Annotated in this window: 24 protein-coding genes and 1 rRNA gene; 8 read left to right on the top strand and 17 right to left on the bottom strand. The window is 62.0% G+C overall.

The features are described 5' to 3' along the window. Positions 1–10: 10 nt before the first annotated feature. The gene (locus ACE3PH_RS11540) at positions 11–1180 is read right to left on the bottom strand and encodes a 5-(carboxyamino)imidazole ribonucleotide synthase (RefSeq protein ID WP_374319065.1); all 1170 of its coding nucleotides are present in this window, start codon (positions 1178–1180) and stop codon (positions 11–13) included. Beyond that, positions 1177–1701 carry a 5-(carboxyamino)imidazole ribonucleotide mutase gene (purE, locus tag ACE3PH_RS11535; protein ID WP_374319063.1) on the bottom strand — a complete coding sequence of 175 codons (525 nt, stop codon included), beginning with the start codon at positions 1699–1701 and terminating at the stop codon, positions 1177–1179. Before purE ends, ACE3PH_RS11540 begins: the two co-directional genes overlap by 4 nt. 63 nt (positions 1702–1764) lie before the next feature. Here purE and ACE3PH_RS11530 point away from each other — a divergent pair, with 63 nt between their 5' ends. From ACE3PH_RS11530 to ACE3PH_RS11520, 3 genes are read left to right on the top strand one after another with little or no spacing between them, the layout of a single operon-like run. After that, on the top strand, positions 1765–2712 hold the full coding sequence (locus ACE3PH_RS11530; RefSeq protein WP_374319061.1) for a tetratricopeptide repeat protein: 948 nt from the start codon (positions 1765–1767) through the stop codon (positions 2710–2712). Between the two features lie 23 nt (positions 2713–2735). After that, entirely contained in the window at positions 2736–3659 is a 924-nt protein-coding gene (locus ACE3PH_RS11525; RefSeq protein ID WP_374319059.1) for an alpha/beta fold hydrolase, read from the top strand. A gap of 24 nt (positions 3660–3683) precedes the next feature. Further along, on the top strand, positions 3684–4529 hold the full coding sequence (locus tag ACE3PH_RS11520; RefSeq protein WP_374319057.1) for a carbon-nitrogen hydrolase family protein: 846 nt from the start codon (positions 3684–3686) through the stop codon (positions 4527–4529). Positions 4530–4535: 6 nt separating this feature from the next. On the opposite strand, the gene ACE3PH_RS11515 is transcribed toward ACE3PH_RS11520, so the two are convergent. The 7 genes from ACE3PH_RS11515 to ACE3PH_RS11485 form a co-directional block, all read right to left on the bottom strand. Then, a complete protein-coding gene (locus ACE3PH_RS11515; RefSeq protein WP_374319055.1) occupies positions 4536–4910 on the bottom strand; it encodes a hypothetical protein in 375 nt (124 codons plus the stop codon). A 69-nt stretch (positions 4911–4979) separates the two neighbouring features. Further along, positions 4980–5534, bottom strand: a complete 555-nt coding sequence (locus ACE3PH_RS11510) for a hypothetical protein (RefSeq protein ID WP_374319053.1) — start codon at positions 5532–5534, stop codon at positions 4980–4982. Between the two features lie 92 nt (positions 5535–5626). Next, complete coding sequence (locus ACE3PH_RS11505) at positions 5627–7954, bottom strand: hypothetical protein (protein ID WP_374319051.1); 2328 nt, start codon at positions 7952–7954, stop codon at positions 5627–5629. A 117-nt stretch (positions 7955–8071) separates the two neighbouring features. Then, complete coding sequence (locus ACE3PH_RS11500; protein ID WP_374319049.1) at positions 8072–8827, bottom strand: Crp/Fnr family transcriptional regulator; 756 nt, start codon at positions 8825–8827, stop codon at positions 8072–8074. Further along, positions 8824–10176, bottom strand: a complete 1353-nt coding sequence (gene ccsB, locus ACE3PH_RS11495; protein ID WP_374319047.1) for a c-type cytochrome biogenesis protein CcsB — start codon at positions 10174–10176, stop codon at positions 8824–8826. Before ccsB ends, ACE3PH_RS11500 begins: the two co-directional genes overlap by 4 nt. Positions 10177–10197: 21 nt before the next feature. Then, a complete protein-coding gene (locus ACE3PH_RS11490) occupies positions 10198–12333 on the bottom strand; it encodes a cytochrome c biogenesis protein ResB (RefSeq protein ID WP_374319046.1) in 2136 nt (711 codons plus the stop codon). A 169-nt stretch (positions 12334–12502) separates the two neighbouring features. Next, entirely contained in the window at positions 12503–13123 is a 621-nt protein-coding gene (locus tag ACE3PH_RS11485) for a cytochrome c (protein ID WP_374319044.1), read from the bottom strand. 52 nt (positions 13124–13175) lie between these two features. On the opposite strand from ACE3PH_RS11485, the gene yihA reads away from it, so the two are divergent. Next, positions 13176–13919 carry a ribosome biogenesis GTP-binding protein YihA/YsxC gene (gene yihA, locus ACE3PH_RS11480; RefSeq protein WP_374319042.1) on the top strand — a complete coding sequence of 248 codons (744 nt, stop codon included), beginning with the start codon at positions 13176–13178 and terminating at the stop codon, positions 13917–13919. Positions 13920–13925: 6 nt separating this feature from the next. Here yihA and ACE3PH_RS11475 read toward each other — a convergent pair whose 3' ends face one another. The 3 genes from ACE3PH_RS11475 to fba form a co-directional block, all read right to left on the bottom strand. Next, a complete protein-coding gene (locus ACE3PH_RS11475; RefSeq protein ID WP_374319040.1) occupies positions 13926–14837 on the bottom strand; it encodes a phosphoribosylaminoimidazolesuccinocarboxamide synthase in 912 nt (303 codons plus the stop codon). A gap of 93 nt (positions 14838–14930) precedes the next feature. Beyond that, positions 14931–15629: a glutathione S-transferase family protein gene (locus ACE3PH_RS11470; RefSeq protein WP_374319038.1), complete on the bottom strand. Its 699-nt coding sequence runs from the start codon at positions 15627–15629 to the stop codon at positions 14931–14933. A gap of 110 nt (positions 15630–15739) precedes the next feature. After that, on the bottom strand, positions 15740–16804 hold the full coding sequence (gene fba / locus ACE3PH_RS11465) for a class II fructose-bisphosphate aldolase (protein WP_374319036.1): 1065 nt from the start codon (positions 16802–16804) through the stop codon (positions 15740–15742). A 281-nt stretch (positions 16805–17085) separates the two neighbouring features. Here fba and ACE3PH_RS11460 point away from each other — a divergent pair, with 281 nt between their 5' ends. Beyond that, entirely contained in the window at positions 17086–18951 is a 1866-nt protein-coding gene (locus tag ACE3PH_RS11460) for an ATP-binding protein (RefSeq protein WP_374319034.1), read from the top strand. Here the strand turns inward: ACE3PH_RS11460 and pyk are convergent, their stop codons facing one another. After that, positions 18952–20382 carry a pyruvate kinase gene (pyk, locus tag ACE3PH_RS11455; RefSeq protein ID WP_374319032.1) on the bottom strand — a complete coding sequence of 477 codons (1431 nt, stop codon included), beginning with the start codon at positions 20380–20382 and terminating at the stop codon, positions 18952–18954. A gap of 186 nt (positions 20383–20568) precedes the next feature. On the opposite strand from pyk, the gene ACE3PH_RS11450 reads away from it, so the two are divergent. The 3 genes from ACE3PH_RS11450 to ACE3PH_RS11440 all read left to right on the top strand — a co-directional run bounded on the left by ACE3PH_RS11450 (position 20569) and on the right by ACE3PH_RS11440 (position 23531). Beyond that, on the top strand, positions 20569–21393 hold the full coding sequence (locus ACE3PH_RS11450) for an alpha/beta fold hydrolase (protein WP_374319030.1): 825 nt from the start codon (positions 20569–20571) through the stop codon (positions 21391–21393). Next, a complete protein-coding gene (locus tag ACE3PH_RS11445; protein ID WP_374319028.1) occupies positions 21390–22490 on the top strand; it encodes a helix-turn-helix domain-containing protein in 1101 nt (366 codons plus the stop codon). Before ACE3PH_RS11450 ends, ACE3PH_RS11445 begins: the two co-directional genes overlap by 4 nt. 156 nt (positions 22491–22646) lie before the next feature. Further along, complete coding sequence (locus ACE3PH_RS11440) at positions 22647–23531, top strand: metal-dependent hydrolase (protein WP_374319026.1); 885 nt, start codon at positions 22647–22649, stop codon at positions 23529–23531. Positions 23532–23603: 72 nt separating this feature from the next. Here ACE3PH_RS11440 and ACE3PH_RS11435 read toward each other — a convergent pair whose 3' ends face one another. From ACE3PH_RS11435 to rrf, 4 genes are all read right to left on the bottom strand, one after another. Beyond that, on the bottom strand, positions 23604–24797 hold the full coding sequence (locus ACE3PH_RS11435; protein ID WP_374319024.1) for a phosphoglycerate kinase: 1194 nt from the start codon (positions 24795–24797) through the stop codon (positions 23604–23606). Positions 24798–24902: 105 nt separating this feature from the next. After that, the gene (locus tag ACE3PH_RS11430) at positions 24903–25340 is read right to left on the bottom strand and encodes a hypothetical protein (protein WP_374319022.1); all 438 of its coding nucleotides are present in this window, start codon (positions 25338–25340) and stop codon (positions 24903–24905) included. Positions 25341–25484: 144 nt separating this feature from the next. After that, positions 25485–25937, bottom strand: coding sequence for a DUF494 family protein (locus ACE3PH_RS11425; protein WP_374319021.1), 453 nt, complete (start codon positions 25935–25937; stop codon positions 25485–25487). 119 nt (positions 25938–26056) lie between these two features. Continuing rightward, a 5S ribosomal RNA gene (gene rrf, locus ACE3PH_RS11420) occupies positions 26057–26169 on the bottom strand. Positions 26170–26173: the final 4 nt, after the last annotated feature.

Raw genomic sequence — 26173 nt, 5'->3', positions numbered from 1 at the left:
GACTCCTCGCTCAGAAAGGGGCGATGCCCAGGATCTCCGCAGCCTTCAAGGCCGTGGCGCGGGCAGATTCCGGCGTGGCGCCAGTCACCGTCAGGTGCCCCATCTTGCGGGCCTTGCGGGCTTCCGTCTTGCCATACAGGTGCAGATGGGTACCGCTGAGGGCCAGCACAGCCGCCCAGTCTGGCTCCACCTGCTCGGCACTGCCAGCGGGGAACCACAGGTCACCCAGCAGATTCAGCATCAGGCAAGGGCTGTGCAGCACGGGGTCGACCAGTGGCAGCCCCGTCATGGCGCGCACCTGCATCTCGAACTGCGACACGTCGCAGGCATCAATGGTGTGGTGTCCGGAGTTGTGCGGCCGGGGCGCCATTTCATTGGCCACGATGCGACCATCCTGCAGCACGAAAAACTCGATGCACAGCACGCCCACATAGTTCATCGAGGCCGCAATCTGGTGTGCCGCCGCATAGGCCTGCTGCGACACTGCCTCGCTCACGCTGGGCGCAGGCACGGTGGTCACCGCCAGGATGCCATCACGGTGCAGGTTCTGCTGCAACGGGAAGTGCACCACACGGCCATCACGGCCCCGCGCGACCAGCACACTGACCTCATAGGCCAGCGGCAGCATCTTTTCCAGCACACAGCCGACCTGCTTGAGCTCGCTCCAGGCGGCGACCAGTTCGTCGCGCGTACGCACCCGGATCTGGCCTTTGCCGTCGTAGCCCAAGCGGGCGGTCTTCAGGATGCCGGGCAGCAGGTCATCAGACACTGCGGCGAGTTGCTCGGAGGTTTCGATGATGGCATGCGGGGCGCAATCAACGCCACACCCTACAAAGTGGGCTTTTTCGCGCGCACGGTCCTGGCAGATGGCTACCGCTGCACCGGCCGGCGCGACCGGCAGGGTTTCAGCCAGTTTGTCGAGTGCGGCAGCCGGCACGTTTTCGAATTCGGTGGTGATGGCCGCCGATACACGGGCCAGCTCGGTCAGACCGGCTTCATCCAGATAACCGGTGCAAACATGGTGATGTGACACCAGCCCGGCGGGACTGGTGGGGTCCGGGTCCAGCACGGCGGTGCGGTAGCCCATGGCTTGCGCCGCATGGACGAACATGCGGCCCAACTGGCCGCCCCCCATGACGCCCAGGGTGGCGCCGGGCAGGATCACATCACGTTGGCTCATGCCTTGGGTTCCATCGTCAGGTCATTGGTCATGGCGCGGGCCACGTCGGTCTGGCGCGCACGGAAAGCGTCGAGCCGGGCGCGCAGGGCTGCGTCGCCGTTGGCCAGCATGGCCACCGCAAACAGGGCGGCGTTGCCGGCACCCGCTGTGCCGATGGCGAATGTGGCCACCGGAATGCCCTTGGGCATCTGCACGATGGAGTGCAGCGAATCGACCCCTTGCAGGTGACGAGACGGCACGGGCACGCCCAGCACCGGCACCGTGGTCTTGGCGGCCAGCATGCCCGGCAGATGGGCGGCACCGCCCGCCCCGGCGATGATCGCCACCAGGCCACGGTCAGCCGCGGCCTCGGCATAGCGGAACATGTCGTCCGGCATGCGGTGCGCAGAAACCACCTGGGCTTCGAAAGGAATGCCGAACTCGGTGAGAATGTCGGCAGCGTGGCGCATCACGTCCCAGTCACTGCTGGAACCCATGACGACGCCAACCTTCACATTGTTCGCGGGAGTCGTGTCGCTCACGGCTCACTCCTGTTCTTGTCAAACCCTGAATTTTAGGCGCTGGCCCGCCAGCGGCGACAGACCATGATCGATATCACCATCGAAAACTTCCAGACTGACCTGATCGAAGCGTCGGTGCAGCAGCCCGTCCTGCTCGACATCTGGGCAGAATGGTGCGGCCCCTGCAAGTCGCTCGGCCCGGTTCTGGAAAAGCTCGAAGCGGAGTATGGCGGCCGTTTTCTGCTGGCCAAGCTCAATGCCGATGAGCAACCCGAGATTGCCGGACAACTATCACAGGCTTTCGGGGTGCGCTCCATCCCGTTTTGCGTGATGTTTGCCGGCGGCCAGCCCGTGGATGGCTTTGTGGGCGCCCTGCCGGCCGAGCAGATCCGCACCTTCCTGGACAAGCATGTGCCCAGCGAAGACCTGATCGAGTCGGAAGTAGAAACGCTGGAAGCCGAAGAGGCTGCCGCGGTGGGTGACACCGACACGGCCGTGGCCAAGCTGGAAGACGCCCTGGAAAAGGACCCCGGCAACGACGAAGCCCGCTACGACCTGATCAAGCTGCTGCTGGCCCAAGGCGCGCTGGAAGGGGCCAAGCACATCTTCCTGCCGATCGCTGGCCGCGCCACCGGTCCCGCCCCGGAGCCACGCGTGGTGGCCTTCAGCCGCTACATCGCCGCCGTGCAGGCGGCCCAGCAAGGCCGTCACCCCCAAGCCATCACCGCGGCCATCGAGGCCAACAAGCGTGACTTCCAGGCGCGATTCGAACTCGCCCAACTGTTCTTTGCCTCCGGCAACTTCACGGCAGCCATGGACGAATTGCTCGAAATCATCATGCGAGACAAGTCGTGGAACGATGAAATCGCCCGCAAAACCTACATCGCCATCCTCGAAGTGATGACCAAGCCGCAGCCCAAGGCTGCCGCCGAAGCCAAGCCCGCGCTGGAAATCGCCGGCAAGCAGGCCGTCGCCAGCGCGGACCCGGTCATCGACCAGTACCGCCGCAAGCTGAGCATGGCGCTGTTCTGATCTCAGCAAAGAAGGGGCCTGCCATGAGCGAGATCACGATCAAGCGCTACACCCTGCTGGCCCCGCCGGGGCAAACCGCCCCTTGGCTGGACTGCCGCGTTTGCGGCCCCGAGGGTGCCCCGCTGCTGCTTTTTCTGCACGGTTTTCCTGAAGCCGCGTTTGTGTGGGACGAGTTGCTGCGCCACTTCGGCGACCGCTACCACTGTGTCGCGCCCAATCTGCGCGGCTACGCCAGTTCCTTTTCGCCACAAGACCCTGCTGCCTACCGCGCCCAGTCGGTTGCCATGGACCTCGTGCAGCTGGTCCAGCAGATCCGTGCCCCGGCCGCCGCCGTGGTGGCCCACGACTGGGGTGGCGCCATTGCCTGGGGCCTGGCCGCGATGCTGCCGCAGTTGATGCAGCGGCTGGTCATCCTCAACTCACCGCACCCCGCCCTGTTCCTGCAAGCCCTGCGCGACGACCCGCAGCAGCAACAGGCTTCGGCCTACATGAACCTGCTGCGGCAAGCTGGCGTCGAAGACCGGCTGCAAGCCGATGACTTCGCGATGATGTGGCCCTTCTTCGAACAGTTTGGCGGCGCCCCCTGGCTGACCCCGGCACTGCGCCAGCAATATCGGGAGGTCTGGTCCGCGGGCCTGAGCGGCGCACTGAACTACTACCGTGCCTCGCCACTGCATCCGCCGGAATCACCGCAGGACCCGGTATGCACCCTGACACTACCGGACAATCTCACGCACGTGCGCGTGCCCACCACCGTGGTCTGGGGCGAGGCCGACACCGCGCTGCCACCATCCCTGCTGGACGGCCTGGACCAGTATGTGTCCACACTGAAGGTGGTGAGACTGCCGGGTGCCACCCATTGGCTTGTGCATGAAATGCCCGAGCGTGTCGCTCGCGAGATCGATGCGGCCTTGCGGCGCTCATCGTGGCGGGAGCTCGTCAACTGAGTCGCCGGCAGCTACCATGGGCACATGAAAGTCGCAGCCCTTCAGATGGTGTCCACCCCTCGGGTGGACGAGAACCTGGCCCAGGCCGAAGCCCTGATCGCACAAGCCGCGCAGGCGGGTGCCGAATTGCTGGCCTTGCCAGAATACTTCTGCCTCATGGGTCTGCGGGACGCCGACAAGCTCCGCATTGCCGAGCCATTGGCCGATGCGCACGCCCCTGACCCACAAGTCAGCCCGATGCAGGCCCGCCTGGCTGCGGCGGCCAAACAGCACGGCGTGTGGCTCATTGGAGGCACCCTGCCCCTGGTCAGCGACACGGCTGACCGCGTCTACAACAGCGTACTGGTCTTCAATCCAGACGGCGCCCGTGTCGCCCGCTACGACAAGATCCACCTGTTCTGCTTCGATGATGGCGAGCGCCGCTATGACGAAGCCGCCACCCTGACACCCGGCCATGAAGCTGTCGCGTTCGAGATGCCAGATCGTCAAGGTCAGTCATGGCGTATCGGCCTCGGGGTCTGTTATGACCTGCGCTTCCCGGAACTGTTCAGGGCACTGACCAAAGCGGCGCCATGCGACCTGCTGGTCCTGCCGGCGGCCTTCACCCACACCACCGGGCTGGCCCATTGGGAGTTGCTGCTGCGCGCCCGCGCGGTTGAAAACCTCTGCCATGTGCTGGCACCTGCACAAGGTGGTCTGCACGAAAGCGGTCGCCGCACATTCGGACACTCGCTGGCCATCGGCCCCTGGGGCGAGGTGCTGGCGGTTCAGGCCGAAGGCCCGGGCGTGGTACTGGCCGATCTCGATCGAGCCAGGCAGAACATGGTCCGGAGCCAACTCCCGGCCCTGACACACCGGGTAATGGGCTGAAACCCCTTACAGGCCCGTCCAGTCTGTCGGCACCACATCGCCGCCACCCAAGGCGTCGTGACCCGCATCGTCAAACAACTGCAAGGCGTGGTGGCGCAAGTGGCTGCGCGCGTGCTTGCGGTTGTAAAGCTTTTGCTGGGCCTCGGCCGGCAGATCGGTCACCCGCAGCACATTGCGCTGGATGAGCACATCGATCAGGTCTTCCAGCACGCGGACCAGATCCGCATCCATGCTGGCGAACGAGCGCTGCGCTTCGTCGGCTGACAGGAAAGCCTGCACCTCCGGGTGGCTCGCGGGCAAAGGCTCTCCACCTTCCACAGGGTCACGGTGAAGGCTGGCGATACGCCCTTCTTCATCGCGCAAAACATAGTGCATGGCCATGGCCGGTTCCAGAAAAAAGCAATGCTGTAACGGTTATCGGCCCGCACACGAGGCAACTTGAGCTGGCGATCACCCCTCCAGCCGACAATCGGCCAGCATGAGTTCGCCCATGATCAGGCCCTGATCAAAGCAGTCGACCGATACGACCGCCCCAGGGGCCTTGCTGACCAGCGTACCCCCTTGATCTGGGGCCATCACCATGCGCAGCGTACGCCCATCATCGCCGGCCTGCAACATCAGCACCCACACCCCTTCTGCGCCTGATTCAACGCTGAACAACACCCCTTGCACCTGTATCCGTTTCCCGCGCAACTGGGCGTCCACCACCAAGGGTGCTTCGCGCGTCTGCGCACGCAACTGCGTGGCCGTGCGCACGGCCACCTTCGGCTTGCTCGCAGCATGGGTGGCCAGCGCCACCAGCACCTGCGACGCACCCGTCGGATCATGACCGGCGGAGACGGCACCGCCCCCTTGAGCCGCCCCTTCCTGCAACTGGCCTGCCGACAAGGCTTCACCCTCGGCCGGCCCCGCTGCTTCGTGCCACTGCCACCAGCCCTGCACGGCGCCGCCCAGGGCCGCCACCATGCCCAGCATGGCCCACCAGCCTGCACGTCTCATGGCCATCATCTGCCTCCTCTGACTTGCCAAAAAAGGAGGGCCGCCGCGGCGAGCGCGGGGCCCAAGGACGCAATCACACGTCCAGGAGAGAACCCGAATCACAAGGTCAACAGGTACTGGACCAGATTGGCCACGTCGCCCGCTGCACGCGCGCACCAGGGGTGAGGTGCGGCCGGCATGCCAATTGGCGCGGCGGTACCCATTTCATCGGGCCCGTATTGCGCACGCATCTTCTGGTAGTCCCAGTAGTAGTAGTCGTTGTCGCCGGCCACACTGCTGAAGTATTTGTGTCGCTCGACAAACAGGTTGCGCGCCTTGTAGGTCGAATCGAAGATGTCCTTTTGCTTGTCCTTGTAGACACGGAACACATCACCCTTGCGGTTCAGATCTGGAGCCGGCGTCGGCTGATCGACCGTACCCGGCTGCGGCCGCACAGGCGCATGGATGGTGTAGTACTGCTTGTACAGCGCAGAGCCTTCCGCACACCGATCAGGGTTGACGAGGTCCTCCAGGTTGCGAACGTGACCGTCCGACAGCAAGCCTCGCGAACTCACCCAGTAGAGGTTGCGCAGGTAGGTCGCCCGAATGGCCTGCTGCTTGCGCTGGAAGTCACTCGGCGCGAAGAAGCGCCCCACCTGGTTGAGCGGCACCATCACCTCGGTGGTGTTGGCGCCCAGCTTGTCGGCATGGCAACTCGCACAGGCCTGATCAAACAAGGCCTTGCCCTGGGCCACCGCCGCACTCACCCCGGCAAATGACTGCCAGCCGGAAGCCACAAACGCCCCCTCTCCCAGACTTTCACTGCCCGTCTGCGCCAGCTTGCCATTGGCTTTCAGCCAGCGGTACAGGCCCACATTGCGCAGGTCATCGTCGCTGTCGTCCAGCGTCGACATATAGGCCGTCAAAGCCTTGAGCGAGGTGGCATCCATCGAGCCCATGGCCCCATCGGGCTCTTCTGCATGGATGTACGAGCCCTCGAAGCCCACATAGGACTCCGTGTGTGACAGCGCGCGCCGGATCGGCAAATGGTTGGTCACGTTCGGGATGGCCACGGGCGAGAACATGTAGTCGTTGTCGTACAGACCGCCTTCTCCATGCGTGCGGGTGATCGTCGACTCACCGGTGCCGGCCGGCATCAGGTACAGCAATGGGGTCTTGTCCACCTTGGCCGAACCGCTTGCCCACTTGGGGCCATCTTCGGTTTCCGCCACATAGGCAAAGTTCGACGTGGTCTTGCCCAGCCCTGTCCCCAAAGTCGCCCACTTCATCGACCAGCCCGGGTTGGGCAAACCAGGGAACACCTTGGTGACCGTGCCGCTGCCCTTGCTGTAGCTGATCTGATAGCCGTGACACGACGCACAGTTGAAGCCAATCCAGCTGCCCTTACCCAGGAAGGGATGCTGCGACTCGGCATAGCGGTATCCCACCCAGCCTGTCGTTTTGGTGTTGCCCTCGGTCAGCTGCGGCACCAGGGTCAAAAAGCCCGGGGTCGGGTTCAGCTGCGGATAAGGTTTGAAATAGACGTCGTCGATCGACTCGGCCGGCACTTGACCGGCCACGTTCTTGACCGCGCCAAACAAGGTGGCCGGGTCGGCCTTCTTGCGCGTATAGGGGTCGGTCGCATTGCCCTTGACGATCGCATCCCATTCGAGATTCTTGTACTTGTGGCTCAGACCCAGGTTGTAGTCATACGACCAGAAAATGGCGCGGCCGAGCTTGAGCATGTCGGCAAAGCTGGGGTTGTTCACCTGCACTTCGATAGGCGTGATGGCCTTCGATTCGGCAGACACCACCGAGACCACATCGCAATTCACATCGGCCGGTGCCGGTATGCGGTAAACCTGCGCATCGATGATGTTGTGCGGCTGCCCAGGTCGGGTCAGCGACAGGTTATAGCCTTGGCGCTTTTGCACCTGCAGTTTCAGCGGCCCCTTGCTGACATGGGCCGGCACGGTGAACCGCACCTGGCTGTCGCTCCAGCTGATGACATCCCTGGGCCAGTTGCTGCGCGACACGCCAGTTTCATAGTTCAGGCTGGAAGCAATATCGAGCTTCTGCTCGTACATCGACAAGTTGGTCTCCAGCACCCGGCTGTTACCGATCATGACCTTGCTGAAGTCGATGTCCGTGCCCGCACCAAAACCACTGCCCGTCAAGGTGACCACATCGCCCGGCTTGATCACCGGGGCAGCCTGGTTGCCCCCAGACGTCCACACCATAGTGCCGTTGACCAGCATCTGCTGCACCATGGGCTGTGCAAACTGCTGAGATGACGCTGCGCGCTGCTGCTCACGCGCCGCATTGAAGCTGCACACGGTTTCCTGATCGGGGTAGGTTGGTGTGGCGGCCTGACTGGCCCCGAGCGGGGCCACCAGCACCAAGAGCCCCCATGTAGGGGACCAGTACCTGGACGAAGGGTAGATCATGCGTGTCTCCTGGTTGAACGCGGCGCATTTCACGCCTTGTGCGCATGATGAAAATCCGTCACACACGCCGTTGTCGGATGCCCGACAAACCAGGGAAACACCTGCCCGACCTAACCCTTATCGCCCCACCTGCCGCCCCTGCGGCTGCAGTTGCCCCAGCAAGGCCTTGTCGGCGCTCGACAGCCCGGCCTCGGCCACCAGGCGCCCAATATCGAGCACCTCGATTCGACCATAGGACACCTGAACGATCGACTGGTCCTGCAGGTTCTGCAGGATCTGGTTGGTCGTCTGCCGTGACAGCGACAACATCATCCCCAACTGCGCCTGGCTGATGGGCAGCACACAGGGGCCGTCACCATTGACGGTGTGAGCGAGCATGACCAGCCGCCGCATCAGGCGCAGGTCGGCGGGCAGCAGCGCCAGGTCCTCCATGCCGATGAAGGCAAACCGGACTTTCAGCGCCATCAGCACGCCCAGGTCGCGCCAGTAGCGCGGCTTGTGCGCCAGCAATTCGTTCAAAGGGGCCGCCGGCACATGCAGCAAGCGCGTCGCCCCTTCTGCAACGGCGTTGTGGGTGCGCGGCAGGCGATCGAACAAGGCGATCTCGCCCAGCCACATCGGAGCCTCGGCCATCGACAAGATGGCCTCCTTGCCGGCCTCGGTCACACCCGATATCCGCAGGCTGCCTTCCAGCACGGCATAAATGCCATCCGCCAGATCACCCCGGAAAAACAGATGCTCGCCGGACTGCAGACGGCGAGGCACCGCCAGCGCCAGCAGGTCTTGCTCGAGCTCGCCTGACACACTGCCAAACCAGGCATCGCTGCGCAACAGCGCCAGCGTGTCCGGGGCAATCCAGGCGGGGATGCTCACAGCTGACCGTATGAGTGCAGACCGGAGAGGAACATGTTCACCCCGAGGAAGGCAAACGACGTCACCAGCAGACCGGACAGGGCCCACCAGGCCGCAAACGTGCCACGCAGCCCCTTCATGAGCCGCATGTGCAACCAGGCAGCATAGTTGAGCCACACGATCAGCGCCCAGGTTTCCTTGGGGTCCCAGCTCCAGTAGCCACCCCAGGCTTCAGCCGCCCAGAAGGCGCCCAGGATTGTGGCAATCGTGAAAAAGGCAAAACCCACCGCGATCGACTTGTACATCACGTCGTCCAGCACTTCAGCGCTGGGCAACTGAGCCGCGATCTGGCGACGCAGGGCCACGATACCCGCCACCACCAAAGCGGCAATACCGAAATAGACCGCCCAGAAGCTGCTCATGAACTGCTCGGTTCCCGGCTTGGCGCGGAACACCACGGGCTGGAAGCACAGCACCACACCGATCAGCCACAGCGGTGCCAGCTTCCACCATTTGGTCTCGCCGGCATAGTGCTTGACCAGGTAGGCAAAGGCCACCATGGCGGCCAGCGCAAAGGTGCCATAACCAATGAAATTGGCGGGCACGTGCAACTTCATCCACCAGCTTTGCAGCGCCGGCACCAGCGGTTGAATTTCGCTGGCCCCACGAACGACCGCGTACCAGAGCAGGAAGCCCACCGCCGCACTGACCACCAGCATCACGAAGGCGCCCAGGGAGCCCAGTTCACGCCCGGCTCGGGCAAAGCGGTCCTCGTAGTACAGCCAGAACAAGGCCGTCACCCACGAGAACAGCACGAACACCTCATAGAGGTTGCTGACCGGCACGTGGCCGATGTCCGGAGCAATCTGATAGCTCTCGAACCAGCGCACCAAGGTGCCCACCAGGGCCATGAACACGCCGGCCCACGCCAGACGGGAGCCAAACCGCGTGGCATTGCCACTGCGTGCAAACACCCCCACCCAGTAGGCAAGCGTGCTCATGAAGAACAGCACGCTCATCCACAGAATGGCACTCTGACTGGAGAGGAAATACTTCAGCCAGAACACCTTGTCACCCTGCGCCAGGTCCGCCCCATAGGCATCGGTGGCGCGCATGTAGAGCGACATGGCACCAACGGACACCAGACCTGAGGACAGCATCAGCACCCGCAACGGTGCCCAGAACCAGCCCAGCCAGATCAGGCTGGGTACAGCCAGCGCCAGGATGCCGATCTCATAGCCGTCCATGGCCTTGCCGTGTGCCTGGTAAAACCAGCCCGCGGCCCCCACCACCAACAGGGCAAACACCCAATCGAACCAGGAACGCTGCCCACCCTTGGGCATGGGCAGGGAAGAAACAGAGGTATTCATGGCAAGCACCACACTTTCACATCACGCAGCAAGCAACGCAGCGCGCAGTTGCTCGAATTGATCATCGGTATCCAGGCTCTGGCGGGTAGACGACAGCGCCATGCGCCACGACGTCCCACCCTGGTTGTCATCCGATTGCAGCCACACCCATACGCGCCGTTCGCGTATGTAGAGCATGGCAAAGACACCGATCACCAACAACAGGCACCCCAGATAGACTACGTTGCGACCAGGGGTACGCGTCACCTGGAAAACACTGGCCTGGCGCTGCTGGAAGCTTTCCAGCGTGAACACCACCGGCACCGGGTAAAAAACCGCATCTGACAGCGTCAGCACAGCCGCCGTCATGAAATTGCGTGTCGCCTCATCGTCCAGGCTGACCGCCTGAAGTCCAGCACGTTCGCGGCTCACGTTGTACAACTCGAACAGCACGCCGTTGAGGATGCGCACCAGCGTCGCCGAGGTGTGCTCGCGCTCCGCTGGCGGGATGACGTTTTCAATGAAGTCAGACAAGGCCTGCAGGCCACCGGCGACGGCCGCATCGGGTGCACCGGCAGCGTGAGGTGCCTTCACGGCACCGGCAAACAGATCCAGCGCGCGCTGCGCCGTCAGGGTCACCTGCGCCGCCACATCGGCACGACCGGCAGGTGCCGACAGCTTCACAAACCGCGCTACTGCCTCGCGCCGAGCAGACTCATCCAGCAAGGCCTGACGCAAATGCAACCAGCCCGCCATGGAGCCACTCGCATCCGCCGGAATACGCAAATAGCGGAAGCCCTCGGCAGGGGTGTCACGCACCCCCAGCAGGAACACCATCTGGCCATTGAGCATGACCGGCGCCATGAAATTCTGGAACTCGCGCGCCTGGCCCGCCTGATCGCGCAACTTGTAGGTCACCGAAGGACCAATGTTCGTCAGCTTCTTGTCCCCTGGCGCCTTCGCCGCCGATCCCAGGTGCTTGCTGAGCTCGGACAAGTTGACCCCACGCACGTCGGTCGCTCCAGCTGCGGCACCGTCCTGCGCTTCCGCCATGTTTTCGACGTTGATCAGGCGCAGCCCCGTCACTTCCATCGTCAGCGTACCGCCCCCTTGCGGGGCCAAGGCCGCTGGCAAGGACATGGGCGCGCCACCCACCTGTCCAGGCAAGGACGGCAGCTGATCCGATCGACCATTCAGGAAGACAGGCTTGAGCTGCACCAGTGACCCGCCGTCTTCGAAACTCGACTGGAAGATCGTGACCCCGTCATAGGTCACCGGGTGGTTGACCTCCACGGTGAACGGCTTGCTGATGCCCTTGGCATCGTCGTGGATCACGATGTCACTGGCAAAGCGCTTGGGCATGCCCGTCTCATAGTAATCAACAGAGAATTTCTTGAGTTCGACCTCGAACGGCAGGGGCTGCAGCAGCATGCCCTTGTCCAGATTGAGCACGGCAGAGGCTGAACGCTGCCCTTCCGGCACGAACAACTGCGCTCGGTAGGCCGGGTTGCTCACGCTCAAGCGGCTGTTATCCGTCACGGTGCCACCGCGGAACGGTTGCAGATCATGCATCCAGGCCTGAACCTTGACGATCAGATCACCATCGAACAGCCCGCCCAGGCAGATCAGCACGATCGCGCCGTGAGCGGCCAGATATCCGATCTTGTTGGCAGCCCCCTGCCGGGCGCCGATCATGACCCCATGCGCACGCACATCGGTCTTGAATTTCCAGCCACGCGATGACAACTGCTGCTCGATCGAGGCCTGCGCCTGATCCAGCGGTTTGGCCACCACACCCTCTGCGCGGTGGTGGAAAGCCTGCAAGGACTGCTCGCGGATGTGCTCCTTGAACGTGCGCACATCCACCAGGATCTTGGGCAGGTTGCGCGCAATGCACAGGCTGGTCGAGAGCACCAGAAAAGCCAGGATGATCAGGAACCAGGGCGTGCTGTAAACACGAAACAGGCCCAGCGCCCCGAACACATCGGCCCAGAAGGGCCCGAACTGGTCCACGTAATTGACCAGTGGCTCACCTTGCTTGAGCACCGTTCCAATGGCCGACACGATACAGATCACCGTCAGCAGGGCGATCGCGAAACGCATCGACGACAGCAATTCCATCACCTCGGCCCGCCAGGGCTGGGAGGGGCGGGGGGAGATGGTCTCAACAGCACTCATGAACAGTCAATTCAGCTAGGCACGCGGGTGGCCGACTATAGCGCGCCAACACCTCGTCAAACGTCAGCCAAACGACCATGGCCGACATCCGGACGCAAAAAAGGCGGGCAACCCACTGGGACCCCGCCTTCTTCTTCACAGGAGGCCGCCGCAGCGGCCTCACATCATCTCAACGCAAGCCGGCGATGTAGTCCGACAGGGCTTCAATTTCCTTGTCGCTCAGGTTGGCAGCGATGGCCGTCATCTGGGCGCTGTTGGTGCGGTCACCCTGACGGAAAGCCGTCAGCTGAGCCTTGATGTACTCGGCGTGCTGACCAGCCAGGCGGGGGTACTGCACAGGCAGGCCTGCACCGTTGGGGCTGTGGCACCCGGCACAGGCTGCAACTTGCTTCTTGGCGATGCCTCCGCGGTAGATCTTTTCACCGGCAGCCACCAGATCCTTGTTCTGCGAAGCGCCCAGCGGGGCCTTCTTCGAAGCATAGAACGCTGCCACGTTCACGACGTCTTCAGGAGTCAGCGGCGCGGCCATGCCGGTCATCACGGCGTTCTTGCGCGCACCGCTCTTGAATTCGGTCAGTTGCTTGGCCAGGTATTCCTTGTGCTGACCTTGCAAAATGGGGAAGGTCGGCGCACCACGCGAGCCGTCGATGGCGTGACAGGCCACACAGACCGTCGAGGCCTTGGCCTGGCCGGCAGCGATGTCGGGCTTGGCGGGAGCTTGGGCAAAGGCCACGCCCGACAGGGTCAGGGCCATCGAGGCAAGGGCGATCAGGCTGGAGAGACGCTTCATGACGTGTGTGTGGGGGTTTGAACTGTGAATCTTGATGATTTTACAATGTCCCATGACTGAAGAACTGATTTCCGCCAAAGACGCTCTTGCTTGGGCTCATACGGCACGCTTTTTTACGACAGCGGCCCAGCTCAACCAACTGCCGCCCTCGGAATTGCCCGAGGTGGCCTTCGTTGGCCGATCCAACGCTGGCAAGTCCACGGCCATCAACACCCTGGCCCAGCAGCGCCAGCTGGCCTTCGCCTCGAAAACGCCCGGACGCACCCAGCACATCAACTTGTTCCAGTTGGGCCCCAAACTCACACCCAATCAGCACTGGGCCGACTTGCCAGGCTATGGCTACGCCTCGGTTGACCGCACGTCCAAGCTGCGCTGGCAGGAGGTGATGGCGCGCTACCTGGAGGTTCGCCGCAACCTCACAGGGGTGGTCCACATGGTCGACTCCCGCCATGGGTTCACCGAACTGGACAGGAACCTGCTGGAATTCGTCACGCCGCGCGTGCGCTCCGGCGAAGTCCGGCTGCTGGTGTTGCTGACCAAGGCCGACAAGCTCAACCGCAAGGAAGCAGATGCCGCCCTGCGTCAGGCGCAAGCGGTGCTGGGCGAAATGTCGACCGAAGAAGCCGACATTGGCGTCACGCTGTTTTCATCCACCAAGAAAACCGGCGTGGGTGATGTGGCCGCCATTTTGCGCAGCTGGGCTGCCACCGAAGAGCAAGCGGCAGCCGCAGCACGCGAAGCCGAAGCCTTTGCCGCCGCCAAAGAGGCGGAACGGCAAGCCAACCTCGACGAATAAGGCGGATCAGGCCCCGGTCAGGCGCTCCAGGGCCTCACGGTATTTGGCCGCCGTGTGCGCGATCACCTCGGCAGGCAAGGCCGGCGACGGGGCCTTCTTGTTCCAGGGCTGGCCGCCCACGGTAGCCTGTTCCAGCCAATCACGCAGGAACTGCTTGTCGTAACTGGGCGGATTGGCGCCTGCCTGGAAAGCGGCTTCATAGCCCTCAACCGGCCAGAAACGCGATGAGTCAGGCGTCAACACTTCGTCCATCAGCGTCAGGGTACCGTGCTCGTCCAGACCAAATTCAAACTTGGTGTCGGCAATGATGATGCCCTTGGTGAGGGCAAAGTCGGCGGCAGTCTTGTACAGCTTGATCGACACGGCACGGACCTGCTCGGCCAGATCGGAGCCGATGATCTCCACCATCTTGTCGAAACTGATGTTCTCGTCATGGTCACCCATCTCGGCCTTGGTGGCCGGCGTGAAGATGGGCTCGGGCAGCTTGCTGGCATTCTTCAGACCAGCCGGCAACTGGACACCACACACCATGCCGTTGTCCTGGTATTCCTTCCAGCCGCTGCCCGCCAGGTAGCCACGCACCACGGCTTCCACCGGCAGGGGCTTGAGGCGCTTGACCAGCATGGCGCGACCTTCAACCTGCGCGCGCTCTTCCGGCTTGACCACGCTCACCGGGTCTTCGCCAGTCAGGTGGTTGGGCACGACATCCTTGAGCAAGGCAAACCAGAACAGCGCCATCTTCGTCAGCAGCGCGCCCTTGCCCGGAATCGGCTCCCCCATGATCACGTCGAAGGCACTGATGCGGTCCGAGGCCACCATCAGGATGCGGTCTTCGCCCACCGCGTAGTTGTCACGCACCTTGCCACGGGCAAGCAGAGGCAGGGAATTCAGGGCAGAGGTATGCAGGGCAGAAGTCATGGATGACAATTTCCAGCGCAAAAAGGTTCAGCAGGTTCGCTCAAACCGACATTGTGCCCGCATCCGCTCCAGCGAAAACACACCCAGGCCCGATCAGGGCATGGTGGGCGGCGTGGACGCCGCTGCAGTCGCACTGTTGCGGCCATTGGCCAGGCTGGCCTCGGCATCGGCTCGGCGATCGGCTGACACCTTGCGGGCCGCCGGTCGCTCGGCCTCGATGAACTGCACATAGCCTCGCCAATCAATGCCGGCTGCGGCCACCAGGTCTTCGCCATAGATGATCTTCGACGCGCGCGCCATCAAGGGCAGATGCTCGAAAGCCGCACAATCGGCCATCGTGAAGGTATCGCCCGCGACGTAGGGGCCCAACACCGCCAGCTGCTTGAAGGCGGCCAGCACCTTGACGAAATCCCCCTTGACCCGCGCCAGCAACTTCTCCGGCAACGTCGCGCCGAAAAACGCCTGGGGATAGGTCTGTCGAATACACAACTCGACGTGCAACTCCAGGTAGGTCAGGATCTCGCGCACCTTGGCTGCGGCCCAAGGGTCGGCAGGCAGCAGGGCCGGTGTGGGCCACTGTGCCTCGATGTACTCCATGATCACCTGGCTCTCGCACAAGGCGCCCTGCTCGGTCTCGATGTAAGGCACCTTGCCCAGCGGCGACATGCGCGCCTGCTCACCCCCCTGACGCACCCAGACGCGAACCTCCTCGAAAGGCACGCCTTTCTCCAACAGGGCAAACTTGACCTTGCTGTAGTAGTTGGACAGCGGGAAGCCGTAAAGCTTGAGCATCTCGATGTGTCTCCCTGGCAGTGATCCGAACAACAAAAAAGCCGGCAGAGGTTACCCCCTACCGGCTTGAAGCAACAGGCGTCTAACCCTAGACGCCGTGCCTGGATCGATCAGGCCACGACCTGGGCCAGCTTGCCTGCGGCGTACAGCGCAGCCATCTCGCTCAGGGACACGCCCTTGATCTTGCCTGCCTGGCCTTCGCACCCGAATTCCAGATAGCGCTGCTTGCAGATGGCCTTGGCGGCTTCGCGCGCCGGCTTCATCCATTCACGCATGTCGAACTTGTCCGGGTTCTCAGCCTGGAACTTGCGCACCGCACCCGTCATGGCCAGACGGATGTCGGTATCGATGTTGATCTTGCGCACGCCGTGCTTGATGGCTTCCTGGATTTCCTCGACCGGCACGCCATAGGTTTCCTTCATCTTGCCGCCGAACTCATTGATGATGGCCAGCAGCTCTGCCGGCACCGACGACGAGCCGTGCATCACCAGATGGGTGTTGGGGATGCGGGCGTGGATTTCCTTCACGCGCGAGATAGCCAGGATGTCGCCCGTGGGCTTGCGCGAAAACTTGTAGGCGCCATGGCTGGTACCGATGGCGATCGCCAGGGCATCCAGTTGCGTGGCCTTCACAAAGGTCGCGGCCTCTTCGGGGTCGGTCAGCATCTGGCTGTGGTCCAGCTTGCCGACTGCGCCAATGCCGTCTTCCTCGCCGGCGTCACCGGTTTCCAGGTTACCCAGGCAGCCCAGTTCGCCTTCCACGGTCACGCCGACCTTGTGGGCCATCTCGACAACCTTGCGGGTCACGTCGACGTTGTAGTCGAACGAAGACGGGGTCTTGCCGTCTTCCATCAACGAGCCATCCATCATCACGGAGCCAAAGCCCAGGTCGATGGCGCCCTGACAGATCTTGGGCGACGTGCCATGGTCCTGGTGCATCACCAGGGGAATGTGCGGATAAGCCTCGCAAGCCGCCTGGATCAGGTGCTTGATGAAGGACTCGCCAGCGTATTTGCGTGCACCAGCACTGGCTTGCAGGATCACGGGGGCGCCCACCTCATCGGCAGCCGCCATCACAGCCTGAACCTGCTCCAGGTTGTTGACGTTGAACGCCGGGATACCGTAGTTATTTTCAGCTGCGTGGTCGAGCAGCTGGCGCATCGAAACGAGTGGCATGGAAACCCCCAGGAAGCCAGTTGGTAGACAGAAATGCGGTAATCGGCCCGGATTCTACTGGGCTTGTGGAGCAGAAACGACAACGGCCCCTCAGGTGGATGCTCCCAGCACGGCCCAGCCGCCAGAGTGAAACCGTGGCCGGAGCCCACGAGACGCCCCCGGATATTCCCGTGAATTTTTCACGCCATTCACACAAGTGCGGCAATGGCGGTAACAATGGTCGGATTCGGCGAAATATGCCTCGGCCCGGTTTCGCCATGTTCGCGGTCAGCAGTAGAACGATGAACCCCGAATTCAACGCCAGACTAGCCATTCGTCAGGATCGTGCGCTCAGGCAACAGGTCGAGTCCGAACGTTTTCGGATGTTGCTGGCCATGGCCACGCCTACCAATTTCCTGGCCACCCTGTTTGCGGTGGTCGGTGCCTATTTTTTCCAGACCCATGTCGCGGAAACTGCGCTCGAAGCCTGGGTGATATCCAAGGTCGTGGTTTCCGCCGCGCGCCTGGGCCATATGGCATGGCACCGTCAGGCAGGGTATCCCTACACCAAATGGTGGCAATGTTCCGCCATGGGTCTGTTGATCCTGGATGGGGCCTTATGGGGTATCGCTGCAGCCGTCATCCTGCTCGACAAGGAAGTACTCACTTCGCTGAGCATCCTTGTCACGCTGATCGGGATCACCTCCGTAGCCACCTTCACATTGCACCCCAACTGGCGGTTCAATGCGGCGTTTTGCCTGCCCATGCTGGTGCCGGCCACCCTCACGCTGTATGCACGCCACGACACCACTGGGTATTTTGGCGCGATCGGCCTGACCCTGTTTGCGGTCAGCCTGATGGCCGTCGCCTGGCGTGCCCAGAAACACATCTGCGAAATGCTCACACTGCGGTTCTATACCGCGCGCATTGCTCAGGACAGAGAATCTGCCTTGGCCGAATCCGAGCGCCGACATGAAATCAAACGCCAATTCGTGGCCACCATGAGCCATGAATTACGGACACCCATGCACGGTGTGCTGGGTTTGACACGCATGCTCCAGGCTGCCCCGCTGGACGCTGTCAATCAAAATCGTTTGTCGCTGGTAGAAAAATCCGGACAGCATCTGCTGGCTATCATCAACGATATTCTGGATTTTTCGCGCATCGAAGCAGGCCGATTGCCCATCGAGCCGCAGGCCTTCGATCTCGCCGAGTTGGTCATCGAAGTCGCCGAACTGACATCGGTCACCGCGCGCGACAAAGGGCTGACCCTTCGAACGGTGATCGACCTGCCCTACCCTTGTCTGCTCATGGGCGATCCGGCTCGCATCAGGCAGATCCTGGTCAACCTGATCGGCAACGCCATCAAGTTCACCGACACCGGTCGCATCACCGTGCGCGTCGCCCGGCAACTGGCCCCGGATGACAGCGCCGCCCATCTGTATGTCCTGCAGGTTGAAGACACAGGCATCGGGATGACGCCAGAGAGCTCAGCACACATCTTCGAACCGTTTCACCAGATCGACAATGCGCTCGACAAGCGCTTTGGTGGGACAGGGCTGGGTCTGACGATCACCCGAGAGCTGTGCCACGCCATGCATGGCGACATTTCCTGTCACAGCGAACCAGGGCGCGGCTCCATTTTTGAAGTCATCCTGCCCTTGCCTCCCGCCACCCTGGATGCCACTGCCTCAGGCCCTCTTGCGCGCAAGGCGGCGCCGGGAGCACCTGGCACCAGACCGCCAGCAACCGGCGAGGCCCTCTTGCGTGGCCATGTTCTGCTGGCTGAAGACAATGAAGTCAACGCCATGGTGGTCGAGGCCCTGCTGACCCGACTGGGTCTCACTGTCGAAGTCCTGGGCGACGGGCAGGCCGTGGTAGATCGCGTGTGTGCCGACCGACACCGGCCAGACCTGATCCTCATGGACTGCCAGATGCCCTCTCTCGATGGCTTTGAAGCCACCAAGCACATCCGGTGGCATGAGCGGATCAAGGGCTTGCCAAGGCTGCCGGTCGTGGCCCTGACGGCATCCGCACTCGCCGAAGACAGCGCGCGCTGCCTGGCTGCAGGCATGGACGCCCACCTGCCCAAGCCATTCCACGATGATCAACTGCTGGCCGTGCTGCAGGCCTACCTGCAGCAACCAACCCAAGCCGAGGCGGCCTGATCAGCGCACCTGACAGACCTTGAGCATGTTGGTCCCGCCAGGGTGCCCCATCGGCTCCCCGCAGGTGATGGCATAGGTGTCCCCCGGCTTGAGCACCCCTTGCTCCACCAGCACCGATTCGGCCTGCATCAGCGCATCATCGCGGTCTTCGTAAGAAGGCATCAGCAGGGGTCGCACATTGCGGTACAGCGCCATCTTGCACAGCGACACCGGCTGGGCCGTCAAGCCGAAAATCGGCACATGGATCTTGTGCCGACTCATCCACAAGGCGGTCGAACCCGATTCCGTCAGCGCAATGATGGCCTTGCAACCCAGATGGTGCGCCGTGAACAGCGCCCCCATCGCAATCGACTGGTCGATCCGGCCAAAGGTCTTGTTGGTGAAGTCGCCGTCCAGGGAGATTTCGTCTGCGACCTCGGCAGCCTCGGTGATCGACGCCATGGCCTGCACAGTCTCCACCGGATACTTGCCGGCAGCGGTTTCTGCACTGAGCATGACCGCGTCGGTACCATCCAGCACGGCATTGGCCACATCGGACACCTCTGCACGCGTGGGTACCGGGTTGACGATCATCGACTCCATCATCTGGGTTGCCGTGATGACGACGCGGTCCATCTCCCGCGCCATCTTGATCATGCGTTTTTGCAGGGCCGGCACGGCTGCGTTGCCAACTTCCACCGCCAGATCACCGCGGGCCACCATGATGCCGTCCGACACTTTCAGAATGCTTTCCAGGTTCGGAATGGCCTCGGTGCGCTCGATCTTGGCAATCAGCGCGGGCCGGTGACGCCACGGCTCTCCAGCGACATTGCACAACTGCCGTGCCATCTCCATGTCGGTCGCACTCTTGGGAAAGGACACGGCGATGTAATCACACTGGAAACTCGCTGCCGTCTTGATGTCTTCCATGTCCTTGGCGGTCAAGGCCGGGGCAGTCAAACCACCGCCCTGCTTGTTGATGCCCTTGTTGTTGGACAACTCGCCACCGATGGTCACGGTGGTATGCACCGCTTCACCCTTGACGGCATCCACCCGCATCACGATCAAACCATCGTTGAGCAGCAGCACATCGCCGGGACGGACATCGCGAGGCAACTCCTTGTAGTCCAGGCCCACACCGTGCTCGTCACCAGGTTCGGTCCGGCTGGCATCCAGAACGAAGCCCTGCCCGTCCGACAGCATCACCTTGCCTTCGGCAAACTTACCCACGCGGATCTTGGGGCCCTGCAGGTCGGCCATGATGGCCACCACCTTGCCGACACGCTGAGCGGCATCGCGCACCATCTGCGCACGGTCGATGTGGTCCTGCGCCTTGCCATGAGAAAAATTCAGCCGCACCACGTCGACCCCGGCCCGCAACATGCGCTCCAGCACTTCGGGCGTCGAAGAGGCCGGACCCAGGGTGGCAACGATCTTGGTAGCTCGTGACATGTCTCAGCGAGGCAGATGCCTTGGTAGTGGTGACACACACAGTGTCCCACCATTCCGCCGAGCCCAACACGGGAATTGACGGGGGGAGCCCCAGCCTTGTCGCGCCTTTGTGGCGATCCCATTACACTGCGGCCCATCATGGGTGCCATCACATGGCCTCCATCGTCCCTTGTGTTTGCCTTAGCCATGAGTTCTGACGCGCCCTGCCGCACCATTGTTTTTTCGCATGCCAACAGCTTTCCGGCCAGCACGTATCGGCCGCTGTTCGCGTATTGGCGCGAAGCAGGGTTCAACGTTCAGGCCGTGGAACAGTACGGCCACGATCCACGCTACCCCGTCACGCAAGATTGGCCCCATCTTGTCGAGCAGTTGCGCGACTTCATCGTGCAACAAGGGGCAAGCCCGGTTTATCTGGTGGGGCACTCGCTGGGTGGGTACCTCAGTCTGATGCTGGCTGCGCGCTTCCCGCAGCTTGCCCAAGGTGTCGTCGTGCTGGACTCGCCTTTGGTGAACGGCTGGCGCGCCATGTCACTGCACCTGGCACGCGCAACCGGGCTGATCGATCGCGTCATGCCCTCCGGCATTGCCGCGCAGCGCTGCCATGAATGGCCCTCCCTCAGCGCGACCCGCCAGCATTTTCAGGCCAAGCCCAAATTTGCCGCGTTCCACCCTGAGGTGTTCAACGCCTATGTCAGCCACGGCACCGCCGATCACTCGGTCACATCCGTGCGCCACCTGCGCTTTGACAGGCAGGTCGAGGCGGCCATCTACCGCCATTTCCCGGGAGACCTGTGGCAACACCTGCGCCGCCATCCCTTGCATTGCCCCACGGCATTCATCGGGGGCACGCGCTCCGGCGAGCTCCGCCGTGTCGGGCTGAGCGCCACACGCCAGATCTTTGGCCAACACCTCAGCTGGCTCGAGGGCTCGCACCTCTATCCCATGGAAGACCCTGCCAGCTGTGCCCAAGCCGTGCTGTCCTGGCTGAATCGCTTCGAGGGAGATGCATGATGAAGGCGCCCACACCACATGCATCGCCCCTGACCGGTACCGAGCCCCTCGATCCCCTCGTCCCCTTCCTCACTGCGACCAACTGGATCAGATCCGCCAACCAGTGCGGCGTCCCGATCCTGCAGATATTTGAAGACGAAGGCATCGACACACGCGAACTTCACCCTGAGACGGCGCAGATCCGACTGCAGACATTGCGACGCATCATGACCCGCTGTGTCGAGGCCGCCCGCGCCGGCGCCTCCAGCAGTTACTTCCCCGTGGTGCTCGGAGAGGGTTTCGCCTTCGAGTACCTGTCCGACATCGAAACTTTCATCACCACCAGCGCCACCCTGCGCGAAGCCACGCGCGCGCTGGACTGGATCTCTGCACTCGTCAGCCCCTACCTGCGGCTGACCCTTTCAGAGCACCGGGACCAGGCGCGCCTCGTACTCGACTTCAGCAGTGCGGTCCCACCTGCCACCGCATCCGCCTACATCGCCGAAGCGGTATTTGCCACCTTGCTGAAATTCAGTCGCATCCTCCTGGGCGGTCAGGCCCTGTTTGGCCATGTCACATTCCAGCACGCCCGGCACGCAGACGCCACCACCTGCGAAGCGGCCTTCCAGATTCCGGTGCATTTCAGCGAACCGATCAATGCGCTGTGGTTTGAGCGCAGCCTGCTGGATCAGCCACTGCGTGGCGCCTTTCCCGCGCTGCATCAGGAAGCGGCTCGCCGAGTCGAAGAGCGGGTGGCGGCTCAGGCCGACGCCGTGTTGCAAGTCCGCAGCGATGCGGCAGCAGCCTTGGTCAGACAGATCGAGCAGTTGCTGCTCACCCGCAGCCATCTCCTTGGCCAAGGCATCCAGGCCCTGGCCTGTGAGATCAACATCCACGCGCGCACCCTGCAACGACGCTTGCGTGAAGTGGGTGAATCCCACAGCACCATCCTGGCTCGCGTCCGATATCAGCTTGCTCGAAACTGGCTTCAGGATTCCCGGTTGTCGATCGAACTGATCAGCGAGCGGCTCGGCTTCACAGATCGCCGCAGTTTCACTCAGGCTTTTGCCCGGTGGTCTGGACTCACACCCAGCCAATTTCGCCGTCAACGAGCCTGAAACGTCGGCAAAAATCGGGTTTCCTCGCGTTTCCACCTGGAAAGCCTGTCGCGAAAATTTCCCTTTTGTCGCCCCTTTGTCTGGTCAAGTCGCCGCACGCTGCCTACAGTGTCGCGTATACCGCTGACCACAAGCGCCCCCGAGAAGAGATAGCCCATGCGCCCCGCCACCCCACCAGCCATCGTGCCAAGAGACAAGCTTCAGTTCGGACTGGATCGGGACATCCCGCGGTTCTGGCTCAATGGCGATCCCTTCAAGACCCGTTTCTTTGATGCCCTGTCGACCCTCTTCCCTGTGGGGGAGCGCTTCTTCATCACGTGTGTCCGTGACTTCAAAGACCGGGTCACCGATCCCAAGCTGCTTCAAGACATCCGTGACTTCACCCGCCAAGAGGGTCAGCACAGCATCCTTCACACCCAATACAACGACCGTCTCAAGGCACAGGGGGTCCATGTCGACGCGATTCTGGCAGGCCAGGAAAAGCGGCTGTTCCAGGTCATGCGGGGGCACACTTCTCGACAATTCACGCTTGCGTTGACGGCCGCCTCCGAACACATCACTGCGATCATGGCCGACGCATTCGTCGAAAGGCCCGAGGTATTTGAAGGCGCTGACGAGCGTATACGCGCCCTGTATGTCTGGCACGCCATGGAGGAGATGGAACACAAGGCTGTTGCGTTTGACGTCCTGCGTGACGCGGCACAAGGCAGCTACAGCAACCGCGTACGCGCGATGCTCCTGGTGACCATCCTGTTCCCTTTCCACGTCTTCAGGATCATGCGGCACATGCTGCGTGTGGACGGATTCACCCCTCGCCAGCGGCTGAACATCTGGGTCAAAGGCTTGTGGTGGCTATACAAGCCTGGCGGCGTGTTCATGCCCATGATGGGAAAGTACTTCCGATACCTGCACCCGGCATTCCACCCCTGGGACGAGCCGACCGTGGCCAGCTACCAGCCGTGGGTCGCACGACTGAGAGAAGACGGTGACCCCATCGCTGCCAGCAATGCGCTTTACGTTGGCGCCACTGCACGCCGCTGAGCCAGCCGTACATATTCCTCCGCCAAAGAAAAAGGCCCCATGAGGGGCCTTTTTCATCACGCGAGCAAGCAATCAAGCAGAGGCGCGCTTGCTCAGGATCTCGAACGCTGGCAGCGTCTTGCCTTCCAGCACCTCCAGGAAGGCCCCGCCACCTGTAGAGATGTAGCCCACGTCCTTTTCAATACCGTATTTGGCAATGGCAGCCAGCGTGTCGCCTCCGCCAGCAATGCTGAATGCGCTTGACTTGGCGATCGCGCGAGCAATGGCCTCGGTTCCATGCGAAAACGCGTCAAATTCAAACACGCCGACGGGGCCATTCCACACGATGGTGCCTGCAGCCATCAGCTTCTCCGCCAGTTTGGCAGCCGTCTTGGGCCCGATGTCCAGAATCAGGTCGTCATCATCCACATCCGAAGCGGCCTTCACCGTTGCAGGTGCGTCAGCGGCAAAGGTCTTGGCCACCACCACATCTTCAGGAATAGGCACTTCCGCACCACGCTCCTTCATCGCAGCGATCACGGCGGTCGCTTCGCCCAGCAAATCCGGCTCTGCCAAGGATTTTCCGATCTTCATGCCGGCTGCCAGCATGAACGTATTGGCAATGCCGCCGCCGACGATCAAGCCATCCACATTCTTCGCCAGCGATTGCAGGATCGTCAGCTTGGTCGACACCTTCGACCCAGCCACAATCGCGACCAACGGGCGCTTGGGCGCTGCCAGTGCCTTGGTGATGGCATCGATCTCTGCCGCCAGCAAAGGTCCTGCACAGGCCACCTTGGCAAACTGGGCGATACCGTAGGTAGTACCTTCTGCACGGTGGGCGGTACCAAATGCGTCGTTCACATAGATGTCGCACAGTGCGGCCATCTTGCGTGACAGCTCCTCGTTGTTCTTCTTCTCACCTTTGTTGAGACGGCAGTTCTCAAGCAAAACGACCTCTCCGGGCTTGACGTCAACACCGTCAACCCAGTTACTCACGAGCTTCACTTCACGGCCGAGCAACTCCCCCAATCGCTTCGCGACAGGTGCCAGAGAGTCTTCTGGCTTGAATTCACCTTCTGTAGGGCGGCCTAGATGGGATGTCACCATCACCGCGCCCCCGGCGTTCACCGCCATCTCGATCGCTGGCACAGACGCGCGGATGCGCGTGTCTTCCGTGATGTTGCCGGCATCGTCCTGAGGAACATTCATGTCTGCGCGAATGAAAACGCGCTGATCCTTGACTTTGCCCTGTGAAACGAGATCTTCGAGACGGATGATGTTCATGGTGTGCCAGCGTATGGGTGATTGTTCAGATAACTCTCTATTGTAGAAAGTTATCGAGCTACACAACGAGGCCAGCCACTCCCATGTTCAGGCGTCATGACCCATTCAGTGCGCCGACTTCTTGCTATCAGCCTTGGATTTTGACGAAGCACTCTTGTCCTCAGGCGTTGAGTCCTCCGTGTCATCATCTTCTGCATCCGATGCTTTCGCCGGCGCCGATGCGGCAGGCGCGGGCCGGGGAACAACCGGTGCGACGCCGTCCAACTTGTTTTCCCGCATGTACTCGTCCATTTCACGCCACCCTGCGAAGACCGCCGACTTCTCAGCCTTAGGATTCAGCACATAGCAGTCCTCAATTGCACGCATAGCATGCCGACACGCGCTACCAATCGCTTTGGCATCAGCCTCCGCCCGCTCGCGCTCCTTCTGAGGCGTATCGATGCCCAGCTGGTCACAGCCAGACAGCAACACCACAGCAAAAAGAACAGCCATGTGCGCGGCAATCTTGAATGGAGGCGAATAGTGTCCGTGGCGCTTCGTCATCTTCATAAACCTAATGCCTTGCAAATCGAGCGGTGCCCGTTTTGTATTACGGCAGAACACCCGCCGCCTTGAGACGATCAACGAGCAACCAACGCTGCACAGCAGACATGGCCGGCATGAAAAAAGCGCCCTGAAGGGGCGCCTTTAATGGATCTGCCGACACTCATCGTCAGCAAACAACTCGTCAAGTATCAACGCGTCTGGCTCCTCCCCCAGACTCCAGAACACCATCAAGACGATGACCTTCAGATCATCCAGGGCAATCGGGCCACCTGGCACAACCAGAGCGCGATCCAGTACGACCTCTCGCATCCTTGGCGACAAAACGCCAGCCGACTCCAGGAACCGAAGAAACCCAAGCGCCTCAGGCCCAACATGCTCCAACTCCACGCCAGAGTAGACTCGAATGCTGGAGTCTGCCGGATCGATGCCCTGATCCTGAGTCGCCTCAGATAGCCCATCCAACCAGGCCAGCGCTTCTCTGATCTCATCGGCCTCAAAGCCGACAGCTGACAGCTTACGCGCGAGCATGTCGGAGTCGGGGCATGCATCCGAGCGCCAATAGTGTTCGTAGAGATAAACCAGCACGTCAAACATGGGATCACTATACCGGATCAGCCCGAAGCCCGCTTCAAATATAGGTGCGATCACCTGCCTTGAGATAGACCGCAAAAATAAAAAAGCCCGACCAATTGGTCGGGCTTCTTGCATTAATAGCCTGACGATGTCCTACTTTCACACGGGAACCCGCACTATCATCGGCGCTGAGTCGTTTCACTGTCCTGTTCGGGATGGGAAGGAGTGGGACCAACTCGCTATGGTCATCAGGCTTA

The organism is Aquabacterium sp. (assembly GCF_041909175.1).
In the GTDB taxonomy this organism is placed as follows: Bacteria; Pseudomonadota; Gammaproteobacteria; order Burkholderiales; family Burkholderiaceae_C; genus Aquabacterium.
Note: the sequence above shows the minus strand (reverse complement) of the source record. Positions and strands in the feature narration are given on the sequence as shown.

What these genes read in the sequence shown, in the direction of transcription:
- ACE3PH_RS11540 (WP_374319065.1), bottom strand. Translation starts at nt 1,180, where the DNA reads ATGAGCCAACGTGATGTGATCCTGCCCGGCGCCACCCTGGGCGTCATG.
- ACE3PH_RS11530 (WP_374319061.1), top strand. Translation starts at nt 1,765, where the DNA reads ATGATCGATATCACCATCGAAAACTTCCAGACTGACCTGATCGAAGCG.
- ACE3PH_RS11525 (WP_374319059.1), top strand. Translation starts at nt 2,736, where the DNA reads ATGAGCGAGATCACGATCAAGCGCTACACCCTGCTGGCCCCGCCGGGG.
- ACE3PH_RS11520 (WP_374319057.1), top strand. Translation starts at nt 3,684, where the DNA reads ATGAAAGTCGCAGCCCTTCAGATGGTGTCCACCCCTCGGGTGGACGAG.
- ACE3PH_RS11515 (WP_374319055.1), bottom strand. Translation starts at nt 4,910, where the DNA reads ATGGCCATGCACTATGTTTTGCGCGATGAAGAAGGGCGTATCGCCAGC.
- ACE3PH_RS11510 (WP_374319053.1), bottom strand. Translation starts at nt 5,534, where the DNA reads ATGGCCATGAGACGTGCAGGCTGGTGGGCCATGCTGGGCATGGTGGCG.
- ACE3PH_RS11505 (WP_374319051.1), bottom strand. Translation starts at nt 7,954, where the DNA reads ATGATCTACCCTTCGTCCAGGTACTGGTCCCCTACATGGGGGCTCTTG.
- ccsB (WP_374319047.1), bottom strand. Translation starts at nt 10,176, where the DNA reads ATGAATACCTCTGTTTCTTCCCTGCCCATGCCCAAGGGTGGGCAGCGT.
- ACE3PH_RS11490 (WP_374319046.1), bottom strand. Translation starts at nt 12,333, where the DNA reads ATGAGTGCTGTTGAGACCATCTCCCCCCGCCCCTCCCAGCCCTGGCGG.
- ACE3PH_RS11485 (WP_374319044.1), bottom strand. Translation starts at nt 13,123, where the DNA reads ATGAAGCGTCTCTCCAGCCTGATCGCCCTTGCCTCGATGGCCCTGACC.
- yihA (WP_374319042.1), top strand. Translation starts at nt 13,176, where the DNA reads ATGACTGAAGAACTGATTTCCGCCAAAGACGCTCTTGCTTGGGCTCAT.
- ACE3PH_RS11475 (WP_374319040.1), bottom strand. Translation starts at nt 14,837, where the DNA reads ATGACTTCTGCCCTGCATACCTCTGCCCTGAATTCCCTGCCTCTGCTT.
- ACE3PH_RS11470 (WP_374319038.1), bottom strand. Translation starts at nt 15,629, where the DNA reads ATGCTCAAGCTTTACGGCTTCCCGCTGTCCAACTACTACAGCAAGGTC.
- fba (WP_374319036.1), bottom strand. Translation starts at nt 16,804, where the DNA reads ATGCCACTCGTTTCGATGCGCCAGCTGCTCGACCACGCAGCTGAAAAT.
- ACE3PH_RS11460 (WP_374319034.1), top strand. Translation starts at nt 17,086, where the DNA reads ATGAACCCCGAATTCAACGCCAGACTAGCCATTCGTCAGGATCGTGCG.
- pyk (WP_374319032.1), bottom strand. Translation starts at nt 20,382, where the DNA reads ATGTCACGAGCTACCAAGATCGTTGCCACCCTGGGTCCGGCCTCTTCG.
- ACE3PH_RS11450 (WP_374319030.1), top strand. Translation starts at nt 20,569, where the DNA reads ATGAGTTCTGACGCGCCCTGCCGCACCATTGTTTTTTCGCATGCCAAC.
- ACE3PH_RS11445 (WP_374319028.1), top strand. Translation starts at nt 21,390, where the DNA reads ATGATGAAGGCGCCCACACCACATGCATCGCCCCTGACCGGTACCGAG.
- ACE3PH_RS11440 (WP_374319026.1), top strand. Translation starts at nt 22,647, where the DNA reads ATGCGCCCCGCCACCCCACCAGCCATCGTGCCAAGAGACAAGCTTCAG.
- ACE3PH_RS11435 (WP_374319024.1), bottom strand. Translation starts at nt 24,797, where the DNA reads ATGAACATCATCCGTCTCGAAGATCTCGTTTCACAGGGCAAAGTCAAG.
- ACE3PH_RS11430 (WP_374319022.1), bottom strand. Translation starts at nt 25,340, where the DNA reads ATGACGAAGCGCCACGGACACTATTCGCCTCCATTCAAGATTGCCGCG.
- ACE3PH_RS11425 (WP_374319021.1), bottom strand. Translation starts at nt 25,937, where the DNA reads ATGTTTGACGTGCTGGTTTATCTCTACGAACACTATTGGCGCTCGGAT.